This is a genomic window from Acidobacteriota bacterium (assembly GCA_016715115.1).
Taxonomy (GTDB): Bacteria; Acidobacteriota; Blastocatellia; order Pyrinomonadales; family Pyrinomonadaceae; genus JAFDVJ01.
This window is the reverse complement of the sequence record JADKBM010000004.1, coordinates 227400-243544: the sequence shown is the minus strand read 5'-3', so window position 1 is coordinate 243544 and position 16145 is coordinate 227400. Positions and strand designations below refer to the sequence as shown.

16 protein-coding genes are annotated in these 16145 nt (G+C 55.7%); 10 read left to right on the top strand and 6 right to left on the bottom strand.

Annotated elements, in window-relative coordinates:
* Positions 1–13: 13 nt before the first annotated feature.
* Positions 14–193 carry a hypothetical protein gene (locus IPN69_03295; protein MBK8809740.1) on the top strand — a complete coding sequence of 60 codons (180 nt, stop codon included), beginning with the start codon at positions 14–16 and terminating at the stop codon, positions 191–193.
* A gap of 56 nt (positions 194–249) precedes the next feature.
* Here the strand turns inward: IPN69_03295 and IPN69_03290 are convergent, their stop codons facing one another.
* The 6 genes from IPN69_03290 to IPN69_03265 all read right to left on the bottom strand — a co-directional run bounded on the left by IPN69_03290 (position 250) and on the right by IPN69_03265 (position 6367).
* A complete protein-coding gene (locus IPN69_03290) occupies positions 250–489 on the bottom strand; it encodes a hypothetical protein (protein MBK8809739.1) in 240 nt (79 codons plus the stop codon).
* 360 nt (positions 490–849) lie between these two features.
* Complete coding sequence (gene glmS / locus IPN69_03285; GenBank protein ID MBK8809738.1) at positions 850–2712, bottom strand: glutamine--fructose-6-phosphate transaminase (isomerizing); 1863 nt, start codon at positions 2710–2712, stop codon at positions 850–852.
* 433 nt (positions 2713–3145) lie between these two features.
* Positions 3146–3517 carry a hypothetical protein gene (locus tag IPN69_03280; GenBank protein MBK8809737.1) on the bottom strand — a complete coding sequence of 124 codons (372 nt, stop codon included), beginning with the start codon at positions 3515–3517 and terminating at the stop codon, positions 3146–3148.
* Positions 3498–3779 carry a BrnT family toxin gene (locus tag IPN69_03275; protein ID MBK8809736.1) on the bottom strand — a complete coding sequence of 94 codons (282 nt, stop codon included), beginning with the start codon at positions 3777–3779 and terminating at the stop codon, positions 3498–3500. The genes IPN69_03280 and IPN69_03275 overlap by 20 nt, the downstream gene beginning before the upstream one ends.
* A 110-nt stretch (positions 3780–3889) precedes the next feature.
* Positions 3890–5296, bottom strand: a complete 1407-nt coding sequence (glmU, locus tag IPN69_03270) for a bifunctional UDP-N-acetylglucosamine diphosphorylase/glucosamine-1-phosphate N-acetyltransferase GlmU (GenBank protein MBK8809735.1) — start codon at positions 5294–5296, stop codon at positions 3890–3892.
* 39 nt (positions 5297–5335) lie between these two features.
* On the bottom strand, positions 5336–6367 hold the full coding sequence (locus IPN69_03265) for a YvcK family protein (protein MBK8809734.1): 1032 nt from the start codon (positions 6365–6367) through the stop codon (positions 5336–5338).
* 347 nt (positions 6368–6714) lie between these two features.
* Between IPN69_03265 and IPN69_03260 the strand changes: the two genes are divergently transcribed.
* The 9 genes from IPN69_03260 to kdpC all read left to right on the top strand — a co-directional run bounded on the left by IPN69_03260 (position 6715) and on the right by kdpC (position 16141).
* Positions 6715–7197, top strand: a complete 483-nt coding sequence (locus IPN69_03260) for a roadblock/LC7 domain-containing protein (GenBank protein MBK8809733.1) — start codon at positions 6715–6717, stop codon at positions 7195–7197.
* A 78-nt stretch (positions 7198–7275) separates the two neighbouring features.
* Positions 7276–7860: a GTPase domain-containing protein gene (locus tag IPN69_03255; GenBank protein ID MBK8809732.1), complete on the top strand. Its 585-nt coding sequence runs from the start codon at positions 7276–7278 to the stop codon at positions 7858–7860.
* A gap of 408 nt (positions 7861–8268) precedes the next feature.
* A complete protein-coding gene (locus IPN69_03250; protein MBK8809731.1) occupies positions 8269–9471 on the top strand; it encodes a DUF4118 domain-containing protein in 1203 nt (400 codons plus the stop codon).
* A 3-nt stretch (positions 9472–9474) separates the two neighbouring features.
* Entirely contained in the window at positions 9475–10173 is a 699-nt protein-coding gene (locus IPN69_03245; GenBank protein MBK8809730.1) for a response regulator transcription factor, read from the top strand.
* 358 nt (positions 10174–10531) lie between these two features.
* Positions 10532–11563 (top strand): hypothetical protein, encoded by a 1032-nt coding sequence (locus IPN69_03240; GenBank protein ID MBK8809729.1) that lies wholly within the window; start codon positions 10532–10534, stop codon positions 11561–11563.
* Between the two features lie 118 nt (positions 11564–11681).
* The gene (kdpF, locus tag IPN69_03235) at positions 11682–11771 is read left to right on the top strand and encodes a K(+)-transporting ATPase subunit F (GenBank protein MBK8809728.1); all 90 of its coding nucleotides are present in this window, start codon (positions 11682–11684) and stop codon (positions 11769–11771) included.
* A 4-nt stretch (positions 11772–11775) separates the two neighbouring features.
* Positions 11776–13491: a potassium-transporting ATPase subunit KdpA gene (kdpA, locus tag IPN69_03230; protein MBK8809727.1), complete on the top strand. Its 1716-nt coding sequence runs from the start codon at positions 11776–11778 to the stop codon at positions 13489–13491.
* 24 nt (positions 13492–13515) lie between these two features.
* Positions 13516–15561 (top strand): potassium-transporting ATPase subunit KdpB, encoded by a 2046-nt coding sequence (gene kdpB, locus IPN69_03225; protein MBK8809726.1) that lies wholly within the window; start codon positions 13516–13518, stop codon positions 15559–15561.
* 16 nt (positions 15562–15577) lie between these two features.
* A complete protein-coding gene (gene kdpC / locus IPN69_03220; GenBank protein MBK8809725.1) occupies positions 15578–16141 on the top strand; it encodes a potassium-transporting ATPase subunit KdpC in 564 nt (187 codons plus the stop codon).
* The last annotated feature ends 4 nt before the right edge of the window (positions 16142–16145 follow it).

The window sequence follows — 16145 nt, the reverse complement described above, 5'->3', positions numbered from 1 at the left end:
CAACTCGGACCTCGTGAATACCCGAAGCCGGGATTTCAGGACGCGCAATCTGGCGTGGGCGTTCGACACGATCTACAAGTTCACGCCGCAGTTGCAGATCGGACTCGAGTTTCGTCAGCTCAACACGGATTACGTGCTCAGCGGCCACAAACGCGCGAACCACGTGAATCTGGGCGCGGCGTATAGCTTCTGATTTTGTTCGGATTCGTTTGGAGTTCCGCCTTCAGGCGGCCGTTCGGAGTTCTGCCTTCAGGCGGCCGTTCGGGGTTCCGCCTTTTGGCGGCGTTCGCGTTTGGCACTTCCATTCTTGCCGAATTTTTCGATCCAGGCAACAAAGCGTTCCATCGTGTCACGTCGGTAAATCGGAACAACCCAGCGGTTGGCCTTGGTATAGGGATTTCCGGGTTTGAGTCCGGCCGCGCGGATTGTCCACTGAAGCTGGACCAGTTCCAGTTGTGAATTCGCAACGAGCCGAATTTCGTAGCCCATTTTGTAGTGTGTTTTTTCGGCCCTTCTTCGTTCAGGGTTCGGGCGGCGAAGGCAGCCGTTGCGTTCGTAGAATCGATCAAGAGTCTGTTCAGGCGTTTCATCGCTTCCTATTCCAGTCCCTGATTTATACTCAGTACTCAATAAAATCACCTGGCGCCGAACGAATGGGCATATAGCCCGCAGGCTCGAAAAAGATCGCCGTTTGTAGGGCGGGAGTCCGACGCTGAACTCGCACGCGCTCAACGGAACTTTCAACAGAATCGCAAATCGCAAATGGAGAGGCCGCCTGAAGGCGGAACTCTAAGCGAGCTCCAAGCGAACTCCGAACGCAATCGCAAATCGGCAATCGCAAATCGAAGATCACTCCACCGTCACCGACTTCGCCAGATTCCTGGGCTGGTCGACGTCGCAACCGCGGCGGACGGCGATATAATACGCCAGAAGCTGGAGCGGGACGACCGACAGGATCGGCGCGAGGAGATCCGAAACCTTCGGGATCTCGACGACGTAGTCGGAGACGATCGAACTCATCTTGTCGCCTTCGGTCAGGATCGAAAAAATGATCCCGTCGCGCGCTTTGACCTCGACAATGTTCGAATGCGTCTTCTCGTAACGCAACTCGCTGCCGAGATTCCCCTCTTCGCGTGTATTGATGATGACGACCGGGAGTTTCTCGTCGATCAAGGCGTTCGGGCCGTGCTTCATCTCGCCCGCCGGATAGCCTTCGGCGTGAATGTACGAGATCTCCTTGAGCTTGAGAGCGCCTTCGAGGGCGACAGGGAAGTTGATCCCGCGGCCCAGGTAGAGAAAATCCTGCGAACGAAAGAACTCTTTCGACAACTCTTCGATCGAGTCGGCCTCGCTCAGGATCTCTTCTATCTTGAGCGGCAATTCGATCAGTTCCTGGGCGTGCTTGATGACCTGCTCTTCGTTCAGCTTTCCGCGCAACTCGCCGAGATAAAGCGCAAAAATGTAGAGCGCGATGATCTGCGACGTGAACGCCTTGGTCGAGGCGACGCTGATCTCGGGCCCGGCGTGGGTCAGGATCGTACCGTCGGCCTCGCGCGTGATCATCGAACCCTGCACGTTGCAGATCGCGAGCACCTTGCAACCGGCTTCCTTCGCCTCGCGCATGGCGGCGATCGTGTCGGCGGTTTCGCCCGATTGCGAGATGACGATCAGCAGATCGGATTCCTCGAGCACCGGATTTCGGTAACGAAACTCAGACGCGTAATCGACTTCGACCGGCACGCGCGCGAGTTCTTCGATCAAGAACTTCGCCGCCGTTCCGGCGTGCCAACTCGTGCCGCAGGCCGCAATCTTGATCGAACGGACGGCGCGAAAATCATCTTCCGAGATATTCATCGGATCGAGATAGACCTTGCCGGTGTCGAGCGAAACGCGTCCTCGGACGGTATCCCGAACGGCGCGCGGCTGTTCGTAGATCTCCTTGAGCAGGAAATGCTTGAAGCCGCCCTTCTCCGCCATAATCGGGTCCCAGGTTATGCGCTGCTGTTTCGGCTCGACGACGTTGCCGTCGAAATCGGTGACGCGGACCGAATCCTTCGTCAGGATCGCGATCTCCTTTTCGCCGAGATAAAAGACGTCGCGGGTGTGCTGCAGGATCGCGGGAATGTCGGAGGCAACGAAGAACTCGCCGTCGCCGAGGCCGATGACGACCGGCGGGCCTTCGCGGACGGAAATGATCTTGTCGGGTTCGTCGGCGGAAATGATCGACAGCGCGAAGATCCCCTTGAGCTGCTGGACTGCTTTGCGGACCGCTTCTTCGAATCCAAGCCCGTCCGTCTTCATTATCTCTTCGATGAGATGCGCGACGATCTCGGTGTCGGTCTCGGTCTTGAACTCGTGGCCCTTGGCGCGGAGCGCTTCCTTGAGCGTCAGATAATTCTCGATGATGCCGTTATGGACGACGACGATCCGGCCCGTGCAATCGCGATGCGGATGAGCGTTCTCCTCGGTCGGACGCCCGTGCGTCGCCCAACGCGTGTGCCCGATGCCGTAATTGCCGTCGAGCGGGTTGAGCCGTATCGCTTCCTCGAGATTTCGCAGTTTCCCTTCGGCGCGCCGCAACGAGAGGTTATGATTCTCATCGACGACGGCAATGCCGGCCGAATCGTAACCGCGATATTCCAGTTTCCGCAGGCCGTCGATGATCAACGGCACAACTTGTTTGTTTCCAACGTATCCAACAATTCCACACATAATCTTAGTTTGGAGTTCCGGCTTCGGCCGGCCTTGTTCGGAGTTCCGGCTTCAGCCTCTTTTCCAATTTATTGCTTCGGGTCCCTTGTAAACGTTCGGTCGCCAAATCTCCCGAGCGTAACGCGCCCGTCAAACGACCTGAAGTTCAAGATTACGATTCGAAGCTCTTTACCGTCTTTTGACAGTTTAAGCGTCGTTGAAACAACGTTATCGTCGCTTTGCCCCGAAGCTATGACTATCGTCTTGTCTGATCAGCCTGTCTTGGATTTCACCAGCCGACCGCTGTCGTCCTTATTTTCTTTCCCGCGCTTGTCCAAAAAGTAACGAAACAGCCGCGGACGCCGTGACAATCCAAATCAAGACCATTAACTTGCTTCGGAAAACACTCATTGTGAGAGTACCCCGCGTAAGAAGGACCCCAATAACGATTGCTTTAAGCCGCTTTTTTCTCATCGGTAGCAGCTTCGAGTCTTCCAGTTTCAACCTCCATTAACCAACGGAGTTTCTCGCAAATGAACTGCTCAAGTGACTCGTGAGATTCGATTTTTGACCTGAAGTGGTTTAAGACGTCCAAGTCGAGTTCTAGTTCGATCGATACCTGAACAGCATTTGCGCGCCTTATGACGCTGTTCTTCTGAAGCCGATATTTTCCAGGCCGTAGCGTTTCACTTTCATCCATACCCGCGGCCAGATCGAGATCGTGGTCTTCCTGCGATCTGACAAGGTAGCGTTCGCCGCTGGAATCTTCGACGATTTCAAACCCAAATGGTTGAACGGTTTGATTTTCAGAAGAGTTGTTTTGCATATTCAAAATGGTGACGCCGATCGGCGCGTCTGGCCGAAATAATTCGTATCGTTTCGCCGCCGTCCTTCTCAACATAAACAACGAACAGCAGTTGATTTTTTGAAATACCAATCACGAAAAAGCGTCGTTCAGATATCGAGTGTTCGGGATCATTGCCGTAAAGCGCGTTTGGGTCCCCAAACACCTCAAGCGCTTCCCCAAAATCGCCGCCATGTTTCTCTTGGTTTATTTCGGCTTTCCGAAAATCCCATTCAAATTTCATAAAAAGAGTGAAGTTCGTTTCTTCACCGAGACAAGGTTTTGTGGCAAAGAAATGAAGCTAGAGTGAGTTTAGAATTTCAAAGGATTCTATCACCCTTTACTCTTGATTCGTCAATTTTCCTCCGTTTTCAGCGTTCGGATCGCCCTTGCCGGCGCACCCACGACCAACGTGTTTGCGTCAACGTCTTTCGTGACTACACTGCCGGCGCCCGTGACGACGCCGTCGCCGAGCTTGACCGGGGCGACGAGCATCGTGTCGGAACCGATCTTGACGTTGTCGCCGATCTCCGTCCGGTGCTTGTTCTTGCCGTCGTAGTTGCACGTGATCGTACCGGCGCCGATATTCGTGTTTTCGCCGACGGTCGCATCGCCGATATAGGTCAGATGATTCGCCTTTGAACCGCGGCCGAGTACGCTTTTCTTGATCTCGACAAAATTCCCGACGTGGGCGTTCTCTCCGATCTTCGCCGCCGGCCTGAGGTGCGCGAACGGTCCGATGCGAGCGCCGCCGGCGATCTCGGCGTCGTTAATGACGCAGTGATCGAGGATCTCGACTCCGTTGCCGATCTTCGAATTCGAAATCCGCGTTCCCGAACGGATCGTGCAGCCGTCGCCGATCAGCGATTCTCCCTCGATGGAAACGTTCGGATAAATGACCGTGTCGCGGCCGATCGTCGCACGTTGCGAGATATAGGCGTTCTTCGGATCGATGAACGTCACGCCATAATCGAGCATCAGCTTCTTTACGACCCGGCGACAGAGAATCCGTTCCATATCGGCGAGCTGAACACGGTTGTTGATGCCCTCGATCTCAAACGGATCGTCGTGTCTGAAAAGCGAGACGTCCTCGCCGGATTGCCTCATCAGAGCGGGAACGTCGGTCAGGTAATACTCGCCCTGCGCATTGTGGTTCTTGACCTTTGAAAGCGCGTCGAAGAGTTTGCGCGTATCGAAACAATAAATGCCGCTGTTGATCTCGCGGATCGCGCGCTCTTCGTCGGTCGCGTCCTTCTGTTCGACGATCGAGTCGAATTGCCCCGAATCGTCGCGCACGACGCGGCCGTATCCGGTCGGATCGTCGAGCTTGACGGTCAGGATCGTGCACGTTGCTCCGCGCCCGCGATGTCCGCGATGCTGTTGGATCAGTGCCGCGAGCGTTTCAGCCCGGATCATCGGCACGTCGCCCGAAAGCACAAGAAGCGTCGAATCGGTTTCCGCCAGAAACTCGCGGGCCGAGTTGACCGCGTGTCCCGTGCCGAGTTGATCCCTTTGCCAGACGAAGCGCGCCAACTGCTCGTCCAATTCCCGGAGGACCGCGGTTTTGACGTCTTCGCCCTGATGGCCGACGACGACGAAAATGCTGCGCGGCGCGAGCGCCGTGGCGGTGTGGCAAACGTGATTGATCAACGGTCGCCCGTCGAGTTTGTGCAGAACCTTTGCCAGATCCGAACGCATACGCGTCCCGAGCCCGGCCGCCAGGATCAAGATATCAAGAGGTTTTTGTTCGTTGTGAACCATTTTGTTTGGAGTTTCGGCTTTGCGCGTCCGAATCGGAGCTCAGAAAATAACCTTTCGTCGCGGCTGAAGCGCGCACAAAAGAACGACCTGCGCCAGTTTCTCCGGATGATGGCGAACCTTTTCGCCGTCATCCAAAAGATTACCATAAACGACCTCGGCACCCTCGATCGTTTCCGGCGTCAGCGAGCCGTGGACGCCGATCTGGCGCGCGCCCTCGTTGGCATAGCGCCGTACCTGTTCGTCCGAGATCGGACGGTTGTTGACGACGACGTAATCAAAATCGATCTGCGGAGCATATTCGCGTACGATCTCGAGATGTCGGCGCGACGAAAAACCGTCGGTCTCGCCGGGTTGCGTCATCAGATTGCATATGAAGATCTTGATCGCCGGCGATTCGGCGATCGCGTCGGCGACGCCTTTGACGAGGATCGGCGGGATCAACGAGGTGAACAACGAGCCGGGACCGATCGTGATGACGTCCGCCTCGCGGATCGCCGCGAGCGCCTCCGGCAGCGGATGGCAATCCGCAGGTTCGAGATAAAGCCGCTTGATCCGGTTCCCGACCTTGCCGATGTTGGTTTCGCCGTTAATGATCGAATCGTCGTCGAGTTTCGCGGCGAGACGAACGTCGGCGACGGTCGCCGGATAAATATGTCCTTTGCTCGCAAGGATTTCAGATGAAAGTTTGACGGCCTTCGCGAAATCGCCGGTGATCTCCGTCATCGCCGCCAGAAACAGGTTTCCGAAACTGTGCCCGCCGAGTTCGCCGCTGCCGCGAAATCGATGTCGAAATAACTTAGAGAGAAGATGCGAGTCCTCTGACATCGCCACCATACAATTGCGAATATCGCCTGGTGGCAGCATCTGGAGTTCGTCCCGAAGCCGGCCGGAACTGCCGCCGTCGTCCGAAACGGCGACGATCGCCGACAGGTCGCGGAGCCAGACAGGCTCGGTCTCGGTCGGACCGACGAATCTTTTGAGTCCCGAAAGCAACGTCGAAAGCCCGTTTCCGCCGCCAATGGCGACGATATTCAGGGCAAACGCACTATGTGAAAACAGATGATTTCTCATTTTGTTCGGGGACTTTGACGAACCTCCAAACCGCGCGGGCCCGACGATTCGTAAACAGCAGAGTTCGTTGATGTTGTAGAATGGCAGTCAAGCGCAACCGCCTAAAGCGAAGTTTAGCATTTTGACCCAAATAACGGCAATCGTTTTCTATGTTCAACAAACGGCATCAAAAGCAAGCTTTGGAAAAAAAAGCTTGAAGCATTCAAAAGCCGTATGGTAGATTAAGAATGTGGCTAGCCGGTCTGCTCGCACGGCGAACCAAACGTAATTTCCACAATTTCTTGTTTTGGAAAGTTTTCAGCTACTTGCCTCTGCGCTCCAAAGTTCAAGAGAAAACGAGTTTTCTAATGACCGAATCACCTGTAGTAATACACGAACAACAGTTTCAAAGGATAAAAAGCACGCTTGTGCGGCTGTGTGTCGAGTGTGCGTCGCGGGTGGTATTCCTCGTTGACCGCGACGGCCAGCCGATCGCCTTCCACGGCGACATCGGCGATATGGACACGACGAGTTTCTCGTCGCTCGCTGCCGGCAACGTCGCGGCGACGACGTCGATGGCGAAACTGATCGGCGAGGACGTCTTCCCGTGCGTCGTTCACGAAGGCGAGCGCGAAAGCATCTTCATCAGCGTCATCGGCCGCAGCCTCCTGGTCGTTGTCTTTGACGAGCGTTCAACTCTCGGACTGGTAAAACTCAGGGCAAAGAAAGCGAGTTACGAGATCGCCGCAATACTCGAATCCATCGCGCGCGACTCGGCTGATCACCGTCTGAACGAGAATTCGTTCTTTGCGGAGATCACCGACGAAGACATTGACAGCCTGTTTTCGTGATTTGGGAATTGTGATTTGGGAATACGGAGCTTCTCCTGGCCCAAATCGCAAATCGCAAATCACAAATCACAAATTCTTATGACTTTTATTAATTACGCATCTCGCGAAATTAACTGCAAGATTGTTTACTACGGCCCGGGTTTGTGCGGCAAGACGACGAATCTTCAGTATATTTACGATTCGACGGCGCCGCAGGCCAAAGGCAAGCTGATCTCGCTCGCGACCGAGACCGACCGCACGTTGTTCTTCGACTTTATGCCGCTCGAACTCGGAACGGTGCGTGGCTTCAAGACTCGTTTTCACCTCTATACCGTGCCGGGGCAGGTCTATTACGACGCTTCGCGCAAACTGATCCTGAAAGGGGTCGACGGAGTCGTTTTCGTTGCGGACTCGCAGGAAGAGCGGATGGACGCGAATATTGAGTCACTCTACAACCTCGAGGAGAATCTCGGGACGCAAGGTTACGACCTGACGAAGATCCCATACGTTTTGCAGCTCAACAAACGCGATCTGCCGAACGTCATTCCGTCGGACGAACTGACATCGGAACTCCAGAAGAAGGGAGAACCCGTCTTCGAAGCCGTCGCCGCGCAGGGCACCGGCGTTTTCGACACGCTCAAAGCGGTCGCGAAACAGGTTCTGACGGAACTCAGAAAAAGCTGACAAGAACGACGTGGTCAGTCGTTGAGGCAAAGGTATCACTCGATATCTTTGCCTTTTTCGTTTTTCTTCATTCAACCCGCGAACCGCAAGCGGGCCGCGCTGACATTTCGTTAGACGCGCGTTCCACGGTTTCAACATAGGGCGCCGAGCTAAGAAGGGTACGAAGTAACACGAAGAATTTAGGCTATTTCTTCGCGCGCTTCGCGGTTTCAAGAAACGCCGACGGAAGCGCTGACCGCCGAAGAGTCGATCCGGTCCCGAAACGATGCCGATAGAAGGGCTGGCGCAGTGAATTGTGCCCGCCCTTTTGTTTTTGGCGATGTGCCGGCCAACTTTTTGTGGAATTAGCATCTGCGTTTACAATTTCCTTATGACTTTTGTGACATTATCGACTCATTGACTTCGTGTATGTCCCAGGAAACCAAATCGAATGACACGCAACCGACGAACTCAACGGCGGGAATTTGGGGTTACGCTGCCGCGCTGACCGGAACCGTCATCGTCACGGCGCTGCTCGAGCCGCTCCGGGAGCACGTCAGTCTAACAACCATCGCGCTCTCGTTTCTGCTGATCGTGTTGTTTGTCGCGACCGTTTGGGGAAGCCGGCCGGCACTGGCCGCCTCGATCATCGGGATGCTCTCTATCAACTATTTCTTTCTGCCGCCGATTGGAACGTTCACCATCGCCGATCCGGAAAACTGGGTCGCATTGATCGCGTTTATGATCGTCGCAATGACGGCCGGCCAGCTATCGGCGCGGCTCAAGCGCCGGGCCGAACAGGCCGAAACGGCTCGCCGCGAGATCGCGCGTCTTTACGATGAATTGAATCAGGCCTTTGAAAAAGCAAGTCACGCGGAGGCGTTGAAGCAGAGCGAAAAGTTGAAATCGGCGCTGCTCGACGCGGTTACTCACGATATTCGCACGCCGTTGACCTCGATCAAGGGTTCGGTCACGGTGCTCCTGAACGAACGCAATCCCCGGAATCAGGAGGATCAGTTGTCGCTCACTCCCGAAATGAGGCGCGATATGTTGATCGTCATCAACGAGGAGACGGATCATCTGAATCATTTCGTCGACGGGATGATCGAACTGGCGAAGATCGAGGCCGGTGAAATGAAGGTTCGCCAACAATGGGATTCAGTCGATGAGATAATCGATGCGGCGATCTCACGGGTGCGGGCGAACATCAACGGACATCGTGTTTCCGTCGGGCTGGAAGCGGATCTGCCGATAGTCCGGGTCGATGCGAGAACCGTCGCAGAGGTGATTTTCACCCTTGTGGACAATGCCGCGAAGTATTCGCCGCCGGAGTCGACGATCTTCGTAAATGCGAAACGATTCGACGGCGAGAACCTGATGATCACCGTCGAAGACGAAGGTCCGGGAGTCAAAGCGGAGATGCGCGAACGGGTTTTCGACAAGTTCTACCGCGATTCGCCGGCTGGGAACAAGATTCGCGGCACCGGTATGGGCCTGGCGATTGCGAAAGGGATCATCGAGGCGCATCACGGGACGATCTGGGTCGATGACAGCGATCACGGCGGCGCGAAGTTCGCGTTTACGCTGCCGATAGGAGACGACGAGCAGGAGGAACCGGCCCTGGGAAATTGATCTATGAACACCCGACTACGAATACTCATCGTCGATGACGAACCGCAGATCGTTCGCGTAATGCGGACCGGGCTGATCGCAAACGGTTACGAAACGCGATTTGCCGAGAACGGCCGCGCGGCGTTGGAGGTTTTTGACGTCTGGCAGCCTGATATGATCGTTACCGATCTCGCAATGCCCGAAATGGATGGCCTCGAGTTATGCCGGCAGATTCGCGCCATCTCGGAAGTTCCGATCATAGTCCTGTCCGTAAAGGGCGAAGAACGGACAAAGATCGACGCCCTCGACGCCGGCGCGGACGATTACGTGACAAAACCGTTCGGGATCAACGAATTGCTCGCGCGGCTTCGAGCGGTGCAGAGACGAAGCCGCGCGCGACCCAACGAAACCTCAAACGTCCTCAACGCGGGCGATTTTCGAATCGATCTCGACTCCCGCGAGGTTATCGTAAGCGACAAAGCGATCCACTTGACGCCGAAGGAGTATGACCTGCTGGTGTATTTCGTAAGCCATCCGGGAAAGGTTCTGACTCAACGGACGCTGCTCGGAGCTGTTTGGGGCGGAAATTTCACTGAACAGCCGGAATATCTTCGCGTTTTTGTCGGACAACTCAGAAAAAAGATCGAAAAAGATCCCGGCGAACCTCGATATATCGTGACCGAACCGTGGGTCGGCTACCGTTTTAACCCGGGCTCGGTCTAGTGGAACCGCTTCGCGGTGCAGATTCCGCAAATCATTACGACTTCCTTACGAACTTCTTTCGAACTTTTTACGAATCCCTTACGCCAACCTTATGATTCGGGGCGCACAATAGATTTCGTTGACAATTTTGCCGAAGCCGATGCCGCCGGAAGGCGCTTCGGCGCGGGGGAACCAAAGCTCTTCCCGTAGTGGGAAGACACGGGGCTAATCGCAAATCGAGGGGCACTTCCATTGCTCCAGCCCGTCAGCTAACCTCGCAGGCCTGAATGGAAGAACACGAAACACGATGCAAGAAATTCAGCGCGGAGCGTGACGCTTCACGCTGTTTTTCGTTGACATCGACTTATTTTCCATGGAAATGACACTTAACGACAGATTGATTGCGGAGCCCGAACAAATAGACCTTGAGGCCCGAAACTCGATACGGCGCTGGACCGCAGCGGCGGCGGTCAGCATTACCGTGACGATCATAACCGCGTCGCTCGGCTTATTGCTGCCTCTTCTGCCATATATCATCGAGGTGCCTGTTGCCGATCAGTTATCGCGCTTTGACTCGATCCTGATCGCCGCCGTTTTTCCGCTCCTGATCCTGACCGCGCACTGTCTTGACAAAATTGACGATTCCGACAAAAAGGCGCGAACTGCAAAGTTCGACGAAGGCCCTTCAAATGAAACAAGGAATAAGAATTTTGTCGTGATGGCTTTGCTTGTCTTTTCGTCTTTGTTCGCGTTGCCGCTTGCGGCGAATGCCCAACAAACCATTTTCAACGTCCCGACGACTGACGTTCTCGAAAGCGGGAAGGTTTACGTCGAGCTGGACGCGGCCTTCAAAACCGTCGACCAGTCAGCTCTCGGAAAGTTCTCGAGCTTCGTGCCGCGAGTGGTCGTCGGCGTTGGCCGGGACGTTGAAGTCGGATTGAATGTTACCGGCAATGTTCAGCCGGGAACGGACACGACGACTCTTGTTCCGACCGTAAAGTGGAGATTCTACCGAAACACGAAATCGAAGATCGACCTCATCGGCGGAACCAACCTTTACATTCCGGTTCGTCGCCGTGCTTACAATCTCGGCGCCTATTCGTATCTCGCCGGAAGTAAAACGATCGGAATGACCCGGCTTACGGCAGGCGCTTTCGTGGCCAGCAAAAATGTTTTCGCCGCGAACGCGGTCCGCGGCGGCGGTCAGTTCGGGTTCGAACAAACCGTGAACAGCAAACTGACGTTCGCGGCCGATTGGGTCACCGGGCGACACGCGAGCGGATACTTTACGCCCGGAGTGATCTACAAACCGCATCCGCGGGTGACGACCTACTGGAGTTATTCGATCGGCAATTCAGACGCCTCGAAAGGAAACCACTTTTTTCTCTTTGAGGTCGGCTACAACTTTTGAGACGGAGGTTACGGACTATGTACGATCTGATATTCATCTCGGCAATCGTCGGTCTTTTCGGACTCGCACTCGGTTACCTGCGATTGTGTGAGGTCTTGAACGGGAGTAATAAAACCAAATGAACATCGAGAACATCTTGGCGATCGCGATTTCGATCCTATTGATTTCGTATCTCGTTTACGCGCTTTTGCGGCCGGAGAAATTTTGACGTGATGACACTAAATGGAATTTTGCAAATCTTGGCGTTTCTTTTCGTCTTGACGCTCCTCACCAAACCGATGGGAATCTATCTGACGCGCGTCTTCGACGGCGAGAAAACGGTATTCGACCCGATCCTCGGACGGTTCGAACGACTGATCTACGCCGTCTGCCGGATTCGAACCGGCTCGGAGATGAACTGGAAACAATACGGCACCGCAGTGATTGTCTTCAGTTTGATGTCGACGCTCGCGGTCTTTGCGATACAGCGGCTTCAGCATTATCTGCCTCTGAATCCGCAGGGATTTCCCGGACCGTCGGCGGATTCGTCGTTCAACACGGCGGTTTCGTTCGTCACGAACACCAATTGGCAAGGTTACAGCGGCGAAGCGACGATGAGTTATTTTACGCAGATGACCGTTCTTGCCGTCCAGAATTTTGCATCCGCAGCGGTCGGACTCGCGATCGCCGTCGTCTTCATAAGAGGAATCGCGCGGTTCGAGACCGACTCGCTGGGCAATTTCTGGACCGACCTCGTTCGCGGCACGATATACGTACTTCTTCCGCTCGCCTTCGTGGCGGCGATCTTCTTCGTATCGCAAGGCGTCATCCAGAATTTCAGACCATATGATGTCGTCCAGACGCTCGACGGCGCCCAGCAGACGATCGCTCAGGGCCCCGTTGCGTCCCAATTGGCAATCGTCGTTCTCGGCACCAACGGCGGCGGGTTCTTTAACGCGAACTCGGCGCATCCGTTTGCGAACCCGACGCCCCTCTCGAACTTCGTCCAGATGCTGCTGATCCTCATCATTCCGGCCGGCCTGACATATACGCTTGGCCGGGTCACCAAATCTCAGGGCCACGGCTGGGCGGTCTATGCGGCGATGATGGTACTCCTGACGGCCGGCATCTTCGTTTCCTATTGGTCCGAATCGCGCGGCAACCCGCTGTTCCCGGCGAGCGTTGACCAACAATCCGTCGGCGGAAATTTGGAAGGCAAAGATACGCGTTTCGGAATTGCGAATTCGGTCCTGTTCGCGACCGTCACAACCGGAGCATCCTGCGGCGCCGTGAACGCGATGCACGACTCCTTCACGCCGCTCGGCGGAATGGTTCCGCTGGTCAACATTCTGCTCGGTGAAGTGATCTTCGGCGGCGTCGGCGCGGGGCTTTACGGAATGCTGGTCTTCGTCATTCTGACGGTCTTCATCGCCGGCCTGATGGTTGGCCGAACGCCCGAATATTTGGGCAAGAAGATCGAGGCGTACGATGTCCAAATGGCGATGCTCTACGCTCTGATCTTTCCATTGACGATCCTCGTGCTGACCGCGATCAGCGTGCTCGCCGAAAATTTCGGACTGACATCGTTGAACAATCCCGGCGCGCACGGATTATCGGAGATCTTGTACGCGTTCACGTCGGCGACCGGAAACAACGGCTCGGCGTTTGCCGGTCTCAGTGCCAACACCTTGTGGTACAACTCCGCGCTCGGCGCGGCGATGATCATCGGCAGATTCCTGATGATCGTGCCGGTGCTTGCGATAGCCAACAATCTGGCGCGCAAGAAACGTGTCCCTGAATCGCTCGGCACGTTTCCCGTGAACACCGCGCTTTTCACCGTTCTCTTGATCAGCGTGATCATCATCGTCGGCGCCCTGACTTTTTTCCCGGTGCTGACGCTGTCGCCGATCCTTGAACATTTCCAAATGCTGGGCGGGCAGAAGTTCTGACGAGTCAAAGCAGCAAATAGAAATATGAAAAAGAAGCAAATTTCAATTTGGGACGGAAAGATAATCTCCCAGGCACTGATCCAGGCGGTCAAGAAACTGAATCCGCGGACGATGCTGAAGAATCCGGTAATGTTCGTCGTTGAGGTCGGTGCGGTTTTTCTGACGGCAAAGCTCGTTGCGAACCTGGCGACCGGCGCGACCGGCAGTGCGGGCTTTGAATTCCAGATCACGCTTTGGCTCTGGTTCACGGTCTTTTTCGCCAACTTCGCCGAAGCGATGGCCGAGGGGCGCGGAAAGGCGCAGGCCGACACGCTTCGCCAGGCGAAAACGGAAACCGTCGCCAAACGGCTCGATTCCAAAGGCGAACTTAAACTCGTCGGTGCGACCGACTTGCGTATCGGCGATGTCGTTCTGGTCGAAGCGGGCGATTTCATACCAGGGGACGGCGACGTGATCGAAGGCGTCGCGTCAGTCGATGAATCGGCGATCACCGGCGAAAGCGCACCCGTCATTCGCGAATCGGGCGGCGACCGGTCGGCGGTAACGGGCGGAACCAAGGTGTTGTCGGATTGGATCAGGGTCAAGATATCGTCGAACCCGGGCGAGACGTTCATCGACCGTATGATCGCGCTCGTCGAAGGCGCGTCGCGGCAGAAAACCCCGAACGAGATCGCGCTCAATATCCTGCTCTGCGGGCTGACCATCATTTTCCTGCTCGCGGTTGTCACGCTGCAGCCTTTCGCGATCTACTCGAACGCGACGCAGACGGTTTTTGTTCTGGTCTCGCTTTTGGTGTGCCTGATTCCAACGACCATCGGCGGACTCCTGTCCGCGATCGGGATTGCCGGAATGGATCGGTTGATTCAGAAGAACGTCCTTGCGATGAGCGGGCGCGCAGTCGAAGCGGCCGGCGACGTGAACACGTTGCTTCTCGACAAGACCGGGACGATCACTCTTGGAAACCGCCAGGCTTCCGAGTTCATCCCGCTGAAGGGCGTCAACGAGGACACTCTTGCCGACGTGGCACAGCTCTCGTCGCTCGCCGACGAAACACCCGAAGGACGGTCGATCGTGACGCTCGCACAGACAAAATACGGCGTGCGGCCGGACGAGCCGGGCGAACTCGTTGAGTCTCACGAATTCATCCCGTTCACGGCGCAAACCAGAATGTCAGGCATCGATCTTAACGGACGCGAGATCCGCAAAGGCGCGGTGGATGCGATCGAACGATATATCGGTGCGAACGATCCGCGGACCGCTGCCGAACTTCGCGCGATCGTCGAGCGCATCGCGCGGGCCGGCGGAACGCCGCTTGTCATCACCGACGATCGAAAGCCGCTCGGGGTGATCTATCTCAAAGACATCGTCAAGGGCGGAATGCGCGATCGGTTCGTTCAACTGCGTCATATGGGGATCAAAACGATCATGATCACCGGCGACAATCCATTGACGGCCGCGTCGATCGCCAAGGAAGCCGGGGTCGACGATTTTCTCGCCGAGGCGAATCCGGAAGACAAAATGGCACTCATCAAACGCGAGCAAGCCGAAGGCAAGCTGGTCGCGATGACCGGAGACGGCACCAACGACGCTCCGGCGCTTGCCCAGGCAGACGTCGGCGTTGCGATGAATACGGGAACGCAGGCCGCAAAGGAAGCGGGAAATATGGTCGATCTCGACAGCGACCCGACCAAGTTGATTGAGATCGTCGAGATCGGAAAGCAACTGCTGATGACGCGCGGGGCGCTGACGACCTTTTCAATCGCCAACGACGTCGCGAAGTACTTCGCGATCATCCCGGCGATGTTCGCCGCGACGTTTCCGGTCCTCAACGCGTTGAACGTAATGGATCTCAAAACACCTCAATCGGCGATCCTTTCGGCGGTGATCTTCAACGCGCTCGTCATTATCGGTCTCATACCGCTGGCGCTGAAAGGGGTGAAGTACCGGGCGCTTTCGGCATCGACGCTTCTGCAGCGCAATCTGTTCTTTTACGGCCTCGGAGGACTTATCGCGCCGTTCATCGGAATCAAGATCATCGACGTCATCATCAGCATTTTGGGGTTGGCGTAACAAACGGGAAGAATTTATGAAAGACGTTATTACATCGGCACTTATGATAATTGTTTTGACCGTTTCGCTCGGCCTTCTTTATCCGGTCGCGGTCTGGGGCATCGCACAATTGGTCTTCCCGCATCAGGCGAACGGTTCGCTCGTTGAGCAAAACGGAAAGGTTGTCGGCTCGGAGTTGATCGGGCAGGGATTTACTTCGGCAAAGTACTTTCAGTCGCGTCCAAGCGCGGCCGGAAGCGGTTACGACGCCGGCGCGTCGGGCGGGTCGAACCTCGGGCCGACAAATGCGAAACTCATTTCGCGAATCGAAGCAGACGTCGAGACGCTGGGCGGCAATGCTCAGTCGAACCGGGTGCCGGCGGATTTGCTGACCACCAGCGCGTCCGGTCTCGACCCTCATATTTCGCCGGCCGCGGCTGAGTTTCAGATTTCCAGAGTCGCCCGAGCGCGCGGCATCAATGACTCGGATCTCCGCCGGGTCGTCGGCGAGTTTACCGAGGCCAGGCAGATATTCTTGCTTGGCGAGCCAAGAGTAAATGTCTTACGATTGAACTTGGCCCTGGACAAGATCTCGAAGTAAAGAA